Raw genomic sequence first — 16,028 nt, 5'->3', positions numbered from 1 at the left:
TATGTGTTCAATACAAAGCGGTGTCCGCACTTGTCCAAACATGCGCCCATGGACAGCTGTGGACAATTAAAACCGTTCATTCCACATTTGGCACTGCAATCGATTTTCCCGCCACATGCGTGGTCAACACAATGGCAGTTGAAGTCGATCCGAAGGCATTGAGCTCATTAATAATCCGTTGCAGATGATCGACGTCGGTTGCCAATACCCGCATCACCGCACCATCTTCACCAGTGACAGTGTAACAATCAATAATCTCAGGACAGTTAGCCACATACTCGGCATAGGGGCGGCCTTGTTGGGTTGAAACGCGTATCATCGCTGTGATGTCATACCCCAAAGCTTTGGGATTAATATCTGCACGATAAGCGCGAATCACGCGATTGCCTTCTAAACGCTTGATGCGCTCAGATACCGCTGGCTGGCTCAGGTGGACTTGCCGTCCAATTTCTGCATGTGACATACGGGCATCTTCTTGCAATAGTTGCAGGATTTTTTTGTCAAATTGGTCAATTTTTTGATTCATAAGCCAAACCTCTTGATTTCTGTTGAATACATGGTGAAAGCCCAGTTTCTCCGTTAAATCCCCATGTCGTTTCTGCATTGTACGCGCTACAGTAATGCTTCTCAAATGCAAAATTCTTCGAAAGACAACCATGCCGAATGCCATCAGCGCACAACAAATTCAACACATCGCGAAAAATTATCAAACCCCGTGTTGGGCCTATGATGCAGCGATGATACGTGCACAGATTGCACAGCTTCGCCAATTCGATGTGATCCGCTTCGCACAAAAATCTTGCAGCAACATCCATATCCTTAGTTTGATGCGGGAACAAGGCGTATTGGTGGATTCGGTTTCTCTTGGTGAAGTTGAACGCGCCTTGGTCGCAGGCTTTGACCCAACTACAAAGCATGAACATGCACCAATTGTGTTCACCGCCGACTTACTCGATCGCCAAGCCCTCAAACGCGTGGTAGAACTGAATATTCCAGTCAACTGCGGTTCACCTCAAATGCTGGAGCAACTTGGACAAGCCAAGCCGGGGCATCCTGTGTGGTTACGCATCAACCCTGGCTTTGGTCACGGACACAGTCGCAAAACCAATACTGGTGGAGAGCAAAGCAAACACGGCATTTGGCATGAAGAACTTCCGCAAGCTTATGCTCTGATTCAACAATATGGCTTGCAGCTAGTCGGCTTGCACATGCACATAGGCTCAGGTGTGGATTACGATCACTTACAAAGCGTCTGCGATGCCATGATCAATCAAGTCAAAGCTTGTCCACTCGACCTACAAGCGATTTCCATTGGCGGTGGTTTATCGATTCCCTACCAAGCTGGCGAACCGGAGGTCGATACCGCACATTATTTTGAGATCTGGGACAAAGCACGACAACAAATCGAAGCGCACCTTGGTCACAAGATCAGTATGGAAATCGAACCAGGTCGCTTTTTAGTCGCACAATCAGGCATCTTGATTTCAGAACTACGCGCGCAAAAACAAGTTGGCAGTAATTACTTTATCTTCGTCGATGCAGGCTTTAATGACTTGGTGCGTCCATCCATGTATGGCAGCTACCATCGCATCAGTGCTCATACCACCGACGGTAAATTGCGCACCGGTTCCTTACACCCAACCGTGGTCGCAGGTCCTTTATGTGAATCGGGTGATGTGTTTACCCAAGAAGAAGGTGGTGTAGTCACGCATCAAGATTTGCCTTCGTGTGAAGTCGGCGATCTGATCGTCTTCCATGACGCAGGCGCATACGGCGCAAGCATGTCGTCAAATTACAATTCACGACCTTTGATTCCTGAGGTGCTGGTCGATGGTGATGAGCTGCGTTTGATACGTCGTCGGCAGAGTATTCAGGAGTTGATTAGCTTGGAGATGTTAGAGTCCTAATTATGTTCGAACTCTTGTATCCGCTCGAATTATCGAAATTCTGGATGGGTACAAGTGGTACAAACTACTACATCAGATTGACAGCCAGCTCCTCAATCAAATCTGCTTTCATAATCAAACTCGCCTGACTAGCTTTCGCTAGCAAGAACACGCCACGGCCGTTGGAATACACTATATTGCCATCGGCTGTAATCTCGTAAGCAACCACATTGGTTGCCAGTACTTGCTCGTGACCCTGCCGATCACGAGAAATCAATTGCCAAGTATTAGGAACGAGCGAAGGAACGCCATGTACCATACCTGCACTACGCAAGGCTTTTTCAGCGTCAATGCGTTTACCTTTCAATATTATTTCTTTCAAGTCGGCATTAACTACAGGCCCTGAAGCACTGGTCAAGGGCTTACGGCTATACATCATTGAAAAGAAGTTCAGGTAATGAAATACGGCTCGCAGTAAACGGAAAGGGAAAAATAGCGTATCCAAGATCACAGCGCTTACATCAGTTTTTTGCCCCTCGTATGGTCGACGTATAAAGTGCAAGTTCCCTTTCAAGCAAACACGTGGATGAAGGTAATCAAACTGCGGATCATCCATCACAGGTGTCACCTTGCTGGTTTTCATATCCAACATCTGTATGCAAGAATTTCCTACTGCGGCAATATAACCGCTCGGCGCGCGAGCCAAACCTGCGGATTGATAAAGAATTTGGTTTTCTACACCGGGTATCCATGCAGGTGCACTGTCTAGAGTATCGCCTCCCGTCAGTGAAGTAAATTGGCCTCCGTCACGATTGATGATCGCTATGTTCGTTGAACCATCTTTACAGTTGGACGTGCATAAAATTTTCTCGCCCGAGGTGTCTAAACTCAGGTCACTCAAAGACAAATTCTGTTTATGCAAAATACGTTTTTCCTCGTATGTCTGCAAATCCATAGAAAACAAGCCACCCATCACATCATCTTTTAGAAAATAAAGAAGATCCTTTGAACTCGTAAACAACATCGAAGTCGCAACGATGTGTGGATTGTCTTTATCAAACTGCCGCATGCCGCCGTTCGCAGATACACTAAAGCTGGTATTTTCTTTCCAAGCGTGCCGCTCTTTATTGCGCTCCATCTTATCGATCATCTCTTGCACATAAGGACTTTGCACCTGCTCAACGCCAGCATTTGCCTCTTTATAAAAGAGTTTTCCACTGGCAAGATAAGCAATGGAAATCGGAGAGGTGTTTTGTAGAGCAGTTCGCTGACTCGGCGTTAGTTCTGCAAGTGGCGAGTTTGCAGCGGCTTGCCTCATCAGTTTCGAAACTACAACAAGCGAAATTACAATACCCAAGAGAATAAGAACGAAATGCACTGTATTTCTCCAAAAAATAATAAAAAATACATTCTCTCATGTCACGATGAAATTGAAAATCTAACGACTAAAATCAGCAAACAAACAAAATTATTCATCAAAAGCAGTGCTAAGCTTGATTCGCGGTGAGATTAACTCAGCAACACAATTTCTTCGTAAGTCATCAATAACCAAGAGCATTATTGAGGATGCCCTGCTCGCTTTTCCTCATGCGGGAAAGGCACTCATGTTGCAAGGCGCGCAGCGAGCCTTGCCAATCATAAAATCGCATTCCGAACACTATGCCAATAATCTGACGGCATTAATTCAAGGCATAAGCTAGGGTCCTTTCTTTGCAAGACTAAATACAAAGAAAATGGTTAGTGGCTCACTGACGTATCAGAAGCACGGTTCGAGCAAGCGCCCATAGCAAAGCGATCACTGACGATATAGCCATCATTAAGTGAAGATCGGGGTAAAACATGCCTACGGCAGTCAGGTTTACTCCACTTAACTGCGGAACGACAAAGGCTAGAAAGTAACTTAGTCCGGCTAAGAAAAGTGAAGGAACGCTTATTCTTAACCATCGTTTAACGACGGAATCCGAGTGAGATTTGGGTAGGTGCTTAGATGGGTGCTTAATTAATTTAACCACCGAGTATACAAAACCGACTGCTAACAAACACATCAGACCCAGCGTGCCCCATAATCTTAGCAGTGCCATATTTGACGGAGCGATATCGGTAGGTGGAAGTCCCAGAGCGTAATCGGTCACGCCATAGATAAAATTGCCCTCATGACTGCCATTCATATTGGTCAAAATAAGCACACCCTCGCGCGTTTTTGGCTTGTACTTTACCATCGCCAGAAAACCGGGATTTAATCCGCCATGAAAAATAATTCTTTGTCCGGCGACCGTATCAAATTCCCAACCAAACTCATAGCCACCTTTTCGTTCCTTGGCTAATGCCTTAGCCAGTGTGTTTGAGATGATCCGTGGGTCATTTTCAAAAATGGCGACAAGATAGATGGCCAAATCTTCAGCGCTGCTAGTTACACCACCAGCGCCCATCATCAATCTTCCTGCTATGAAATTCTTTTCAACAGTAAAACCAAACCATTGCGTATGACCCAATGCCGGCCTTTCTACAGAATCGCTAGCCATCTGTATGTAGGAATTTTTCATTCCAAGCTTCGCAAAAATCCTATTTTTCACCACTTTTTCATACGACATTTTCTCTACTGATTCAATCAATTGAGCGATTAAAATGTAGTTTGCGTTTGAATACTGAAATCGAGCGCCGGGTTTTGCAAACAATTGCACGTCCTTAAAATCTCGGATGACACGCTCCATCGCATCAGCGCCACGATAAGTCGTGTCTTGATTACGATTTCCTTCTAGCATAGACAGACCACTACGGTGATTGAGTAAATGGCGAATGCTGATTTGGTCGGAAGCAGTTTTATCATTCGTCTGAAAGTAGGAAAGATATGTCGATACGGGATCGTCTAGTGATAATCGCCCCTCATCAGCGAGTTGCAAAACCACTAGCGCGGCGAATGACTTACTAATAGACCCGATTTGAAATGGTGTTTGCGCGGTGACGATAGCGCCCGTGCTATCCATACGTCCAAAGCCTTTCACATGGGTGACTTTGCCATGACGAAAAAGTGCAAGTGCAGCTCCTGGAATAGCAAGTTGCTGCATCCCTTGCTGAACATAGGCATCAATTTGCTCAGTCGAAGGTGAGACTTGATCCGTGGTTTGAGCAATTACAATTGCTGACACAAATAAGCAACTGAAAAGCAGAATTGAAATCTGAACTACTGTTGAACGCATCACCATGCTGCTTACCTCGACTTAGAATGTATACAAGCCTTCAGCAGAAAGTGTGCCAACTAAAGGATATGTGTAAGCAATTGATTTCATTCAACAATATATCCGACCAAGAAAACTAATACTTGTCCGTATCAGAAATACCGGACAGTTGTGGACACGTAGAGATGATGCGAAGACTGTTAAAGTTAATCCCATCCGCGTTATGTCGACACCAGCTCAGTTGATGATTGATCCATTCCCCATCATACCGTTCAGACTATGCAGAAGCTGTGGACTATCTAGTAGTAAATTTCAAAGGCTAGATGTACTCTTTACGCAAGCGTCTACCAACTTTATCGACATGTTGAACTTGCACAAATAACGCACGCAGACCGTTGCCATTTTGCGAAATGACTTCACTTCATGGAGTTGCGCAAAAATTTTGAGGTCACCAATATAAGCTTGACACGCGAAGCTAAGAAGTTGACTTTGCACGCTTTAAAGCATCAAGCACCGCATTTGGATTCTGCACACTCACCAGCAATGACGCACCTGACTTCGCTGGCAAATACAGTACCTGAGAACGATCCGTCAAAGCCACGAAAATTGCCTTTCCATCTTGCGTAGAAAAATGCCCTGCACTCACTCCCGGCAATCCCAGTCCATTCCGGCGCCATTTCAGCTGTGCCGTGGGAATCGATTCATAAGAACCGATCTGTGCATGACTTAAATCAAACTCATCAAGACTGCGAGTGTAATGATAAAAAGAGTCTGCTCGAACCTGAATATTCTTTCCGCTTAATTCGAAGGCATTGTCATGCATTGTGTAAGCAATTCCGAGAATAACCGGGGAAGCTAGTACGAGTCCGATAAGGGATTTTTGCATGGCGAATGCCATCCCTTCTTTATTCAACCAAAACAAAGGAACACAAACAACAAACACAGCAATCGCCACTAATACGAGATAAGCACTCAAGCCGACAGGAGCAATCTCGAAGGTCATCACGTCACCTTTCATTTTGATTAAGTAAAAATAATAATATTATATTCAACTAGAGAATCACTTGCACTTTAAGTTTGCATTTAATTCGTGCAATTTCTCATAATAATTCATACAATCAAACTCCGTAGCAAATGAAGATGTCAGATCAACTCTAAAAAGGAAATTCCTATGGGCGATATCGTTAATCCTCAAATCACCGATGCCATCACGCAAACCAATGTGAAAGTACTCGGTGAAGCACCTGCAATGGCGATGGGTAGTCTCTATCAAACCATTGGCAACTCAGTCGCAATGGCCGCGGCTAATGCAGTCTACGCGCAACAACAAGCGAATGTTACTTATCAAGCAGCGACAACCTTGGGGGTCACAAAACTGTTTGAATCAAGTAAGGCGGGCGCAGCGAGCTTTGAGTCAAACAGCAATAGCGTGCAAGAACAAATGCAAGCGAAAATGGATGCTTTAGCCGCAGAATTAGCGCAGCTAAAGGCGGCTAAATCTGGGAGTTAACATGACTTCGCTCAATGAGTCCGAACCTGAGTCCAACTCAATAGACGAAGAAGACTTGAAGGCTACTACGCCACACGCCGATTCCATGGCTTATCTTGCAGCCTTAAACGCTGTGAATCTCATTTTGCTCGATGCGGTCAGCTTTCAGCGTAACAACCATATGCTGTACACCGCTGGATTAGCACTGGCAATGAGAAAAATTGCCGATGGCGATGATCAAGGTGCACTGTTACTAGACACGATACAAAAGAGCATTTCCTTTGATCAAGACTACGTGGTGAAAAGCGCAAAGAACTGTGCGGAAATTTTGGTGGAGTTCAAGAAATTGCAATAGCGAAGCGGTCGTAACCAGCAATAGCAAGCAATTGCCGTGCTTAGTCGCCATGCTTATCACCATGATAAAGCTTGCGTCTACTGGATAGCTGCAGTTAGGTGAGGTCACTTTACTGTTATTCGAAGAAAAATGCGCCGACATGGCGCATTTTTTTGACCATGAAATACCTATTCCCCGATCTATGTATAGCGCGCAATTTCCACATTGATGCTATTGAGACTGATAGCACAACCCCAACTGACAAAGAATCAGCTCACGCCGTTTTTCTCTCAATTGACGACACGAACAATTCTGTTCATCTCATTATTAATGCAATTTGCACAGCTGTTTTTTACAATTTACTTTGCCAACTTTGGTCACACTACTTCAAACACAGTGACGCTCTGGCATGGCAGGAATCTTCATTACTTCTATCACCAGGAAATTACATGCAACGTCAAACTCTAAGACTACTCTCAAGCACCGCCAGTATTGTATTTAGCGTACTCGCAACCCAAGCTTCTGCACAGATGTTTAACTCGGTCCAATTACATGCCGCAGCCCCCGGGCAAAGCGGTGGCATGCTCGGTGTGGCAGCACTTTCTACACCCGAATATCAAGGCTCTGCTAAAAATCGAAAACTCATCGTTCCTGTTGTCGACTATCAATGGGCAAACGGCTGGTTTGCTGGTGGATCCAATGGGCTGGGTTACAATTTTTCTGGCGATCCAAAGTTTCATTACGGTGTACGCATGACCGGTGACATCGGACGTAAAGAAAAACGCGCGAAACTATTACGCGGTTTGGGGGACATTGACGCAAAACCAGAAATTGGTGCTTTCTTCACCTTCAATCCGGGAGCAGATACCTATTTCGCCAGCTCTGTTCGCTATGGTGCCGGAAATGATAACAAGGGAATGCTATTTGATCTGAGCGCCGGATTTACCGAGTCCTGGAACCGCAACCTAAGCGCCGGTGCAAGTCTTGGTGCCAGCTATGCGAACGACAATTATATGCAGTCATTTTTCGGTATCAGTCAGGTACAATCTGCACGTTCATCACACAAAATATATACGCCGAAAGCCGGACTAAAAAATACCTATGTGTCTGCATTTGTTTCTTACATGATCAACGACAGGACTTCGCTTAGCTTAATTGTGACTAGTGACCGCTTAGCTGGTGATGCGAAATCAAGCCCCTTGAGTGAAAAAACCCGTACATCAAGTATCGTTGCAGCAGCAGCCTATCATTTCTAATAGTTGATGGAATTGGGTGTTGTCTCATTTTTTTAGTCAACACCCAAGCAAACTTACAAAAGAATTTCAGGCAAGCTGGCGGAGCGTGAATCCGATATCGGTAAGTTGTCTTGATCGCGGTACGTGAACACCATAGAAAACTTCGTTTGGCCTGTTTGATTGCACCCTGCGGCATGAAATAAGTTACTAGAAAAAAGTAAGACATCACCTTGCTGCAAAGGCACACTGATCGCTTGTGCCAACAAGGCTTGATTGGCAGGTACATCCGCGCGCAAAAACTGTGCGCCGTCTAACTGCCCTGCTTCAATTTGCCACCGGTGTGAACCAGGCAGCACCAATAAACAACCGTTCTCAATTTTTTCATCGCGTAAAGCGAGCCATGCGCTGATCAATTCTGGCTTTTGAAAATGCCAATAACGGCTATCTCTATGCCAGCCAGTCAAGCTTGAGAATCGCGCCTGTTTAGTCATGATGCAGTTGTGATGCACTTGCGACATTCTCACACCACTACCCAAGAGTTGCGTGAGCACTTGCGTTAAATCTGCTTGAGTAGCCCAATCAGCTAGCAGCGGTGAACGTGCATAGGCTTGCAATAAGCGTCTAGCTGTTTGTCCACCTTCTGCATCACGCGACACTGGCGCACCAGGATAACGCGTATCCGCTTCGTACTCTATCGGTAGAACGACAGCGTCTAATTGTTGCTGCGCAAAGCTTAGCACTTGCTGACAATATTCCGCAGCGGTAAAGGCTGGCAAAACCAAAAATCCTTGTTGCTGAAATTGAGCGATTTGGTGAGAAGTCAACATAGTGCAAACATAAAAAGGAAAAGGCGAGTTTCACATTATAGGATATGTAGCAAAGCCTTCCGCGAATCTCACGGGACAAATAGTAAAAAGAAATGAGACTGTAAAGTACGCAAAGTGTGTGATACCAGCTAAAATTTATTATCTGAATTTTTTGATCAAACCATCATGCACAATCGCCGCCAGTTCTTAAAGAAATCCTTGCTACTGACAGCGAGTGGATTATTGATAGGTAGTCGCCCCCTACTCAGCTTAGCGCAAGACGGTGACACGAAAACGAATAAGCTTACGCCGCCACCAGACTTGTTTGACGCACAGGTGCTGGATATCGACTTTTGGTTGAAGCCGCGTACTTTAGATTTGATTCGTCCAGCCAGTGGTGAGCGCACCAAACTCTTGTATTGGAAAGATGGCGAAATGATCGATTCTGCGTATCAGCAGTTCTGCCATATTTTGCGCGATGTCCATGGTAAAAAATCCGCCCCGATTGATCCAAAATTACTCGAGACATTGTGGGCAACACAAGCCTTTATCGCCCGATTTGGCATGACTAAGCCATTAGAAGTTTTATCTGGTTATCGTACGCTTGAGTCGAATAAAAGATTACGTGAAGATGGTATTCCCGCAGCACGAAAATCCTTACATCTTGAAGGCAAAGCTGCTGATATCCGAATTGGCGATTTGCACGAAGAAGTACTAGGCGAGCTGATTCAAAGCTTTAAACAAGGCGGCGTTGGTTTCTATTTCCGAGCCAGCAGCCGTGGTGGCTGGATTCACACCGATACGGGGCTACAGAGAAGTTGGAAAGGGTAAGCGGGAATTACTTTTTCTTGCGACTACGATCCGCTGATTCACGTAAGATCGTAAAATTCCAATCGTGCTCATTGGTGACGCCGTTATGCACCGTCGTAATCCGAAACAGTTCAGGGGTGGCTTTCACGCGTTGACCGCTAGCTTCGAGTTTCACCGCCAGATCATTTCTGGCATAAACATCTAACTCAACCAGCGAGCCTTCGATCGCGGCTTGCGACAACAGAGAAGCGATGGTTTTAGGTGTAAATTCCAACATATACACAGGCATTGCGAATGCATTCATACCGCCTCCTAGTTCGTCAGAAAAGAATTGCCGGAATTTGATTCTACTCGCGCAATTTAAATTGCAGAAATTTATTTCCCACTTACAAGACAAAAGCGGACGATAAAACCACATGTCTTATCGTCCGCTTTTGTCTCGCGCTGATCTAGCAGCTATCTAACATTTATCAGGTACTCATCTAGCAGTTACTAAGTGATATGCAAATTAACTAATGATCAGATTCACTTTCTCTCAACTATGATTTTGTCGCAACCCAAGCTTTAATCCTGCTTTCTAATACATCTAAAGGCAAAGCACCCGCACCTAAAATTTCATCGTGAAATTCCTTTAAACTAAATTTACTGCCGAGCGCCTTGCTTGCATAATCCCGCAATTCCAAAATCTTCAATTGTCCGATTTTATAGCCCAAAGCCTGGCCTGGCCACACGATATAACGATCAGTCTCACTCTGGATTTCGACTTCTTCTATCCCTGAATGCTTACGGAAAAAATCGACCACTTGCTGCCTATCCCACTTTTTATAATGTAAACCAGTATCCACCACTAAGCGGATTGCACGCAGCATTTCATCTTGCAGATGACCATAAAAACTATACGGATCTTGGAAAAACCCCAGCTCGCGCCCCAAGCGTTCAGAATACAAAGCCCAACCTTCGACATAAGCATTATTGCCACCTTGCTGGCGATAAGCGGGAAGACCTTCTAACTCTTGTGCGATTGCAATTTGCATGTGATGACCCGGCACACCTTCGTGCAAAGCAGTGGTTTCAATTGACAAAGTCATGCGATTAGCAAAGTCACCGGTATTCACCATGACGTGACCTGGACGTGAGCCATCGGCAGCACCAGGATTATACGAAGCTCCAGCGGCTTCTTTTTCGCGGAACTCTTCCACCGCCATGATCTTCACTTTGGCTTTGGGTAAGCGTCCAAATAACTCAGGAATTTTTGCGTACATCTGGTCCGTATATTTGCTATACAGATCGAGAATTTCCTGACGTGATTTTGGATGCAAATCTGGATTTTTTTCCATCGCTGCATTGAAAGACTTCAAATCAGCAAATCCTAATTTCTTCGCAACCGTTAACATCTCACCTTCGATACGCGCTACTTCACGCAGACCAATCTGGTGAATCTGTTCAGGTGTTTTATTCGTGGTCGTTTGCGTTTTGACTTGCAATTGATAACGTGCCGCACCGTTCGGCAAGGACCACAAACCAGCATGTTGACGCCCGTGAGGCGCATAATCACTACGCACAAAACTGGCGAAATTTTTATAGGCTGGAATAACTTTACTTTGAATCGCTGCCAACACCGCAGTCTTCAATCTTTGCTTGTCCGCTTCTGAAAACTCTGCAGGAAATTGCATGACTGGTTTAGCGAATGGCGAAGTGTCCATACTCATCGCGACGATATCTTCACACTGACGCGCAATCTTCGGCAACAAAAACTGCGGCGGCATCAATTTATTTTTCAAGCCTTTGCGCATTTGCACCATGGTTTGTTCAAACAACACTGGCAACTTATTCAAACGCGCAATGTAATCCTCGTAATCTTTCACGCTGACAAAGCTCAACATAGAAACCAGTTCAGGCGTATCCAAATGCAAGCCTGAATTTTGTAATACGGGCATTTGCCAAGGCGTGAAACGTGCAGTGGCCAATTCTTCTTGCAATTGACGAACCATCAAATCTTTGTTCAGCTTTTGTTGAACGTCAAAGCCTGTCGTATCAATTGCCTGAAAGCGACCCAAAAATGCACGGCTCTTCTTCAAATTCGCATCAATCGCAGCTTGTGAAAAATCACGTAATTGATCGTTAAATCGTTTATCACCAAGCATCGATGCGTATTCTGGATTGGTTTTTAATCCATATTCCCACTGCTCCGTCAACAAACTATCTAACTGACGCAAGCGTGCTTCCAACGAGCTTGTTGCGCTCTTAGTTGCAGGCCTATTAGTTGCCAGCTTACTAGTGACAATACTATTGGTGTCGACGGTTGCCATTTCCGTCAAATTATTCGCGAGTGCGGGCATACTGAACAATCCTGCACTAAGCAAGGCTGTAGCCAATTTCGTCGACAAATTTATCGCTAATTGTTCTGTCAAATTTTTAGTTGCACGAGTTTTCACAGCTGCTCCATTTCATGATTTTTTTTGAATTCGCTCAGGTATTAAGTGAATCAAATTTTTTATAGCTGACGTAGTTGCTGCATGCAAGCAACGTAGTTGGCAGTGATGTTCGCCTGATCTCGATGTTTGCCATTTTCCACAACCTGCACTCCACCGACGAACACATCGCGAATTAAATTATCGTTACCCGTAAACACCACACTGCTAAGAATATCTTCAACCGCACTGCACTGAAGATTCGGATGCTGATCATCAAAAATAATCATATCAGCACGCTTACCGACTTCCAAGGAACCAACTGCACGTCCAGACGCTTGTGCCCCGCCCAGTAGACATTGCTGCCACAAGTAATCGGCAACACGTCTTTGTCCCTTAACACTGGCAATATTACGGCCTTGCATTTTTAATCGCTGACCATACTCAAGCCAGCGAATTTCTTCCACCACGCTCTGTGAAGCATGACTATCTGTACCAATACCAAAACGCCCATTGGCTGCGATGTAATCAAGCAATTCAAAAAAACCGTCGCCAAGATTACCCTCAGTCGAGGTACAAATACCAGCGATCGATTTACTTGCTGCCATACTCGCCACTTCGTGTGGATTCAAGTGCGTGGCATGCACCAAGCACCAACGTTCATCCACCGTTTGCGTATCAAATAATAATTCGACCGGGCGCTTGCCAGTCGCTGCCAGACAAGCATTCACTTCGCGCATTTGCTCAGCGATATGGATATGAATTGGACGTCCCGCCGGCAAAGCAGCGGTAACCTCACTGATCTGAGCTGTGCTGGCGGCTCGCAAAGAATGAGGCGCAACACCAATCTCTGTTTGTGCATTTCTCTGCTTCTCTAGTGCCTCAATGATGCGCAATATCTGTTCAACATTGGTATTGAATCGTCGCTGATCTTCACGCAAGGGCTGTTGATTAAAATCGGCATAACTGTATAGCACGGGCAGCATCGTGATGCCCATACCAGTTTGCTGCGCACCTGCAATGACTTGACGCGAAGTCTCAGCGATGTCGCTATAAAATTCACCGTTTGGCGCGCGATGGACATAATGGAATTCACACACCGAGGTATAACCGTGGCGCAGGCATTCTGAGTACAACTGCGCGGCAATCGCTTGCATTTGTTCTGGTGAGATCGCCAGCGCATAGCGATACATGAGATCGCGCCAAGTCCAAAAACTATCAGGCCCTTCACCTGCGATTTCGGTCATACCTGCCATCGCTCTTTGAAAGGCATGTGAATGCAGATTCGTCATCCCCGGTGAAACATACCCATATTGTCGTTCATACGACAACGGCATGACACCCGTTTCTATTTGCGATAAATGGCCTGCACCATCCCAATGCAAACGGACATCGCTAGTCCAACCAGATGGCAATAAAGCCTGCTTGGCAAATAATGTTTGTACTGTCATCTTACTTTCCCGTCGTTTGCTGCGCCCACTTCAGGCAAGTTTCTAATAATTGTTGCAGCAAAGGCTGCACTTGAGCGGCCAAATCTGCGCGATAGGCGTATGGCTCACGTTCGTTCATATACACGCACTGACTCATCTCCAATTGCACCGCATGAATTTGTTGCACTGGTTGTCCGTAGTGACGAGTGATATGTCCACCTTTAAAGCGACCATTAAATACATGGGAATACGCTGTTGCGCTGTGCTGCATCAATTCAGATAAGGCTTGCTGCAAACTGGGATCGCAGGATTTTTGATCGGCGGTGCCAAAATTCAAATCGGGCAATTGACCTTGGAAAAATCTTGGTACCTGCGAAGCGATCGAATGCGCATCCCACAAAACAACAGCGCCATGCAATTCTCGTAAACGCGCAAGCTCCATTTGTAATTGCTGATGATATGGCAGCCAATACTGTTGCACACGCGCTTGTACTTCGTTGGCATCTGGGCCAACACCGTTTCGGTATAAAGGCTGCTTGGAAAAAGTATCGACTGGACACAAGCCAGTAGTGTCTTGTCCAGGATATAAATTCACATCATCTGATGGACGATTTAAATCAATCACGTAACGCGAATATCTGGCCTGAATATAAGAAACGCCGAGTTCATCGAGCATGTTGTAAAGCAGAGGTAAATGCCAATCAGTGTCGGCCTTAATCTGCGCAATAGGATTCAATTGCGCTAGCACGGCATCGGGAATTTCAGTACCGACATGCGGCATAGAAACCAGTAAAGGAACACGTCCTTGTTTAAAATGGAATGCGGCGGACATCATGATTTTTTGAGGATATTAGACAGTTTGGACTATGCAAATGTTGCGTCAACTTATTCGCTACTATTTACTCGCTACTATTTTTGCATTCTTGACTTTGGGTCTGTGAGAATCCTGATTTAATTTGATCAAGAATTTGCTTTTCTTCTTCACTAAGATTTTCAAGTCGATAATTGATTTTTGCAGCAGTCACTGTACGTGGCGCTAGCTTTGCTTCCTTTAGACCTTTTTTTACCAGATTAGCCAAGTGGGCTTTAGCTGCTTCAGGTGTCTTAAATACGCCTAGCGAGATACCCCAACGCAATGGCGTTTGATCTTGTACCACATAGAATTCAGTCACACCTAATTTACGGATTTGCGCGGCTTTCTTTTCTGCCGCATCTTTACTGCCCAACGAAGGCAGGTAGACCATATTGCTTGCCACCTCAGCTAACTCGGTACGCGTAAGGCGTTCGGCCAACGCAAGTGATTTGATTTTCTCATCAAAACTTTTACTATCAGCGACGCTAAATCCGGATAGTTCGAGGCAAGCCAAAACCGGTGTCATCTTTTTTGTATGCGCCTCAATGCTATCTTGCGCAGCATTAGCATTCATTAGCTTGATTTTATCCGCATTTTTTTCATACTTCATGCGCAAGGGCTCGCGCACATCGCTGGACCAATTACCTAAAAATCCAAAGTTGAGCGCCAGCAGTAAGGCATTTAAGATCAGAAAAATCCAGAAAAAAAATCGCAACATAATCAATGGTCTCTATGATGGAATGGAAGCTTGAGTAAGGTGACTGGCAATCCACAAGCCTGTGAGTACCAGGTTTTCAGAATGTCGCCATTGTAAATCCTCAATCAACTTTAAGTGAGGAACGAGATAAACGGCAGCACCGCCAGAAATAACTAACTGCACGGGCGCGCCAGTATGCTGTTCAAGATTTTTGACAGCGCAGTGTATCGCTCCAATTTGCGCATGTACACAGCCGCTCGCAATCGCCTGATCCGTATCCGTTGCAAACAAATTTGATAGTTGTGCATGTTGCTCTATGTGCGGTAATTGCGCAGTATTTTTGGCGAGAGAATTCGCCATCAATTGCAAGCCGGGCAAAATCATTCCTCCTAAAAAGTCTCCATCGGCAGTCAGCGCATCGATGGTCGTTGCGGTTCCACATGTGGCAACAATGAGATTTTTATTGGGAAACTGGGTATGTGCGGCAATCATCGATGCGAATCGATCTGAACCTAACTTTCCGGGGTGCAGATAATGATTGCGGACACCAGCACATTGCGCTTGCGAGTTGAAACTTTGAATCTGTAAATCGGGGAAGGAAATCGAGAGTAATTGTGCGAGCTCCTGCTTCACCGCATCGCCAGCGACATTCGACATCACGCAGCGCACCACCGAATAATGACGAATCGAGAGCAGTAATTGATCAAAGCCTTGATGCGTCACTGAAGCAATTGCCTCCCATGCAGGTGGAAACGGCAAGTGATCATTGGCAGAATCTGCATCAATACACGCCCACTTCACGCGCGTATTACCAGCATCAATCAGCAGTAGCATCGGACGTTTATCCATGATTTTCAATTACCAATAAGGTTTCAGTGCGCTTTAGTATTTTTTAGTGCAG

Annotated in this window: 16 protein-coding genes; 5 read left to right on the top strand and 11 right to left on the bottom strand. The window is 45.3% G+C overall.

Annotated elements, in window-relative coordinates:
- Positions 1–76 precede the first annotated feature (76 nt).
- Positions 77–526, bottom strand: coding sequence for an Lrp/AsnC family transcriptional regulator (locus H8K33_RS14305; RefSeq protein ID WP_186891729.1), 450 nt, complete (start codon positions 524–526; stop codon positions 77–79).
- Positions 527–656: 130 nt separating this feature from the next.
- On the opposite strand from H8K33_RS14305, the gene lysA reads away from it, so the two are divergent.
- Positions 657–1,907, top strand: a complete 1,251-nt coding sequence (gene lysA / locus H8K33_RS14300; protein WP_186891728.1) for a diaminopimelate decarboxylase — start codon at positions 657–659, stop codon at positions 1,905–1,907.
- A gap of 67 nt (positions 1,908–1,974) precedes the next feature.
- Here lysA and H8K33_RS14295 read toward each other — a convergent pair whose 3' ends face one another.
- From H8K33_RS14295 to H8K33_RS14285, 3 genes are all read right to left on the bottom strand, one after another.
- On the bottom strand, positions 1,975–3,204 hold the full coding sequence (locus tag H8K33_RS14295) for a TolB-like translocation protein (RefSeq protein ID WP_186891727.1): 1,230 nt from the start codon (positions 3,202–3,204) through the stop codon (positions 1,975–1,977).
- Between the two features lie 427 nt (positions 3,205–3,631).
- On the bottom strand, positions 3,632–5,083 hold the full coding sequence (locus H8K33_RS14290; protein WP_186891726.1) for a serine hydrolase domain-containing protein: 1,452 nt from the start codon (positions 5,081–5,083) through the stop codon (positions 3,632–3,634).
- A gap of 454 nt (positions 5,084–5,537) precedes the next feature.
- A complete protein-coding gene (locus H8K33_RS14285) occupies positions 5,538–6,065 on the bottom strand; it encodes a PH domain-containing protein (protein WP_186891725.1) in 528 nt (175 codons plus the stop codon).
- Positions 6,066–6,233: 168 nt separating this feature from the next.
- Here H8K33_RS14285 and H8K33_RS14280 point away from each other — a divergent pair, with 168 nt between their 5' ends.
- The 3 genes from H8K33_RS14280 (at position 6,234) to H8K33_RS14270 (ending at position 8,141) form a co-directional block, all read left to right on the top strand.
- A complete protein-coding gene (locus H8K33_RS14280) occupies positions 6,234–6,572 on the top strand; it encodes a RebB family R body protein (protein ID WP_186891724.1) in 339 nt (112 codons plus the stop codon).
- Position 6,573: 1 nt separating this feature from the next.
- Positions 6,574–6,906: a hypothetical protein gene (locus H8K33_RS14275; RefSeq protein WP_186891723.1), complete on the top strand. Its 333-nt coding sequence runs from the start codon at positions 6,574–6,576 to the stop codon at positions 6,904–6,906.
- 428 nt (positions 6,907–7,334) lie between these two features.
- A complete protein-coding gene (locus tag H8K33_RS14270; RefSeq protein WP_186891722.1) occupies positions 7,335–8,141 on the top strand; it encodes a MipA/OmpV family protein in 807 nt (268 codons plus the stop codon).
- Between the two features lie 53 nt (positions 8,142–8,194).
- Here H8K33_RS14270 and H8K33_RS14265 read toward each other — a convergent pair whose 3' ends face one another.
- Positions 8,195–8,947 carry a phytanoyl-CoA dioxygenase family protein gene (locus H8K33_RS14265; protein WP_186891721.1) on the bottom strand — a complete coding sequence of 251 codons (753 nt, stop codon included), beginning with the start codon at positions 8,945–8,947 and terminating at the stop codon, positions 8,195–8,197.
- Between the two features lie 165 nt (positions 8,948–9,112).
- Here H8K33_RS14265 and H8K33_RS14260 point away from each other — a divergent pair, with 165 nt between their 5' ends.
- Complete coding sequence (locus H8K33_RS14260) at positions 9,113–9,757, top strand: YcbK family protein (RefSeq protein ID WP_186891720.1); 645 nt, start codon at positions 9,113–9,115, stop codon at positions 9,755–9,757.
- 7 nt (positions 9,758–9,764) lie between these two features.
- Here H8K33_RS14260 and H8K33_RS14255 read toward each other — a convergent pair whose 3' ends face one another.
- The 6 genes from H8K33_RS14255 to H8K33_RS14230 all read right to left on the bottom strand — a co-directional run bounded on the left by H8K33_RS14255 (position 9,765) and on the right by H8K33_RS14230 (position 15,976).
- Positions 9,765–10,040 carry a hypothetical protein gene (locus H8K33_RS14255; protein ID WP_186891719.1) on the bottom strand — a complete coding sequence of 92 codons (276 nt, stop codon included), beginning with the start codon at positions 10,038–10,040 and terminating at the stop codon, positions 9,765–9,767.
- A 235-nt stretch (positions 10,041–10,275) separates the two neighbouring features.
- Positions 10,276–12,171 carry a DUF885 domain-containing protein gene (locus tag H8K33_RS14250; RefSeq protein WP_343043828.1) on the bottom strand — a complete coding sequence of 632 codons (1,896 nt, stop codon included), beginning with the start codon at positions 12,169–12,171 and terminating at the stop codon, positions 10,276–10,278.
- A 59-nt stretch (positions 12,172–12,230) separates the two neighbouring features.
- Positions 12,231–13,598: a formimidoylglutamate deiminase gene (locus H8K33_RS14245; protein WP_186891718.1), complete on the bottom strand. Its 1,368-nt coding sequence runs from the start codon at positions 13,596–13,598 to the stop codon at positions 12,231–12,233.
- A gap of 1 nt (position 13,599) precedes the next feature.
- Positions 13,600–14,412 carry an N-formylglutamate deformylase gene (gene hutG, locus H8K33_RS14240; RefSeq protein ID WP_246443627.1) on the bottom strand — a complete coding sequence of 271 codons (813 nt, stop codon included), beginning with the start codon at positions 14,410–14,412 and terminating at the stop codon, positions 13,600–13,602.
- Between the two features lie 64 nt (positions 14,413–14,476).
- On the bottom strand, positions 14,477–15,148 hold the full coding sequence (locus H8K33_RS14235; protein ID WP_186891716.1) for an SPOR domain-containing protein: 672 nt from the start codon (positions 15,146–15,148) through the stop codon (positions 14,477–14,479).
- Positions 15,149–15,160: 12 nt separating this feature from the next.
- Complete coding sequence (locus tag H8K33_RS14230) at positions 15,161–15,976, bottom strand: type III pantothenate kinase (RefSeq protein ID WP_246443625.1); 816 nt, start codon at positions 15,974–15,976, stop codon at positions 15,161–15,163.
- Positions 15,977–16,028 lie beyond the last annotated feature (52 nt).

Origin of the sequence: Affinundibacterium amnicola, assembly GCF_014284275.1 — a bacterium.
Taxonomy (GTDB): domain Bacteria; phylum Pseudomonadota; class Gammaproteobacteria; order Burkholderiales; family Burkholderiaceae_D; genus Undibacterium; species Undibacterium amnicola.
Note: the sequence above shows the minus strand (reverse complement) of the source record. Positions and strands in the feature narration are given on the sequence as shown.

Excerpts from the sequence above, each read along its gene's own strand:
- H8K33_RS14275 (WP_186891723.1), top strand. The coding sequence starts at position 6,574 with ATGACTTCGCTCAATGAGTCCGAACCTGAGTCCAACTCAATAGACGAA.
- H8K33_RS14245 (WP_186891718.1), bottom strand. The coding sequence starts at position 13,598 with ATGACAGTACAAACATTATTTGCCAAGCAGGCTTTATTGCCATCTGGT.
- H8K33_RS14280 (WP_186891724.1), top strand. The coding sequence starts at position 6,234 with ATGGGCGATATCGTTAATCCTCAAATCACCGATGCCATCACGCAAACC.
- H8K33_RS14265 (WP_186891721.1), bottom strand. The coding sequence starts at position 8,947 with ATGTTGACTTCTCACCAAATCGCTCAATTTCAGCAACAAGGATTTTTG.
- H8K33_RS14285 (WP_186891725.1), bottom strand. The coding sequence starts at position 6,065 with ATGACCTTCGAGATTGCTCCTGTCGGCTTGAGTGCTTATCTCGTATTA.
- H8K33_RS14235 (WP_186891716.1), bottom strand. The coding sequence starts at position 15,148 with ATGTTGCGATTTTTTTTCTGGATTTTTCTGATCTTAAATGCCTTACTG.
- hutG (WP_246443627.1), bottom strand. The coding sequence starts at position 14,412 with ATGATGTCCGCCGCATTCCATTTTAAACAAGGACGTGTTCCTTTACTG.
- H8K33_RS14260 (WP_186891720.1), top strand. The coding sequence starts at position 9,113 with ATGCACAATCGCCGCCAGTTCTTAAAGAAATCCTTGCTACTGACAGCG.
- H8K33_RS14255 (WP_186891719.1), bottom strand. The coding sequence starts at position 10,040 with ATGAATGCATTCGCAATGCCTGTGTATATGTTGGAATTTACACCTAAA.
- lysA (WP_186891728.1), top strand. The coding sequence starts at position 657 with ATGCCGAATGCCATCAGCGCACAACAAATTCAACACATCGCGAAAAAT.
- H8K33_RS14295 (WP_186891727.1), bottom strand. The coding sequence starts at position 3,204 with ATGAGGCAAGCCGCTGCAAACTCGCCACTTGCAGAACTAACGCCGAGT.
- H8K33_RS14230 (WP_246443625.1), bottom strand. The coding sequence starts at position 15,976 with ATGGATAAACGTCCGATGCTACTGCTGATTGATGCTGGTAATACGCGC.
- H8K33_RS14305 (WP_186891729.1), bottom strand. The coding sequence starts at position 526 with ATGAATCAAAAAATTGACCAATTTGACAAAAAAATCCTGCAACTATTG.
- H8K33_RS14290 (WP_186891726.1), bottom strand. The coding sequence starts at position 5,083 with ATGCGTTCAACAGTAGTTCAGATTTCAATTCTGCTTTTCAGTTGCTTA.
- H8K33_RS14270 (WP_186891722.1), top strand. The coding sequence starts at position 7,335 with ATGCAACGTCAAACTCTAAGACTACTCTCAAGCACCGCCAGTATTGTA.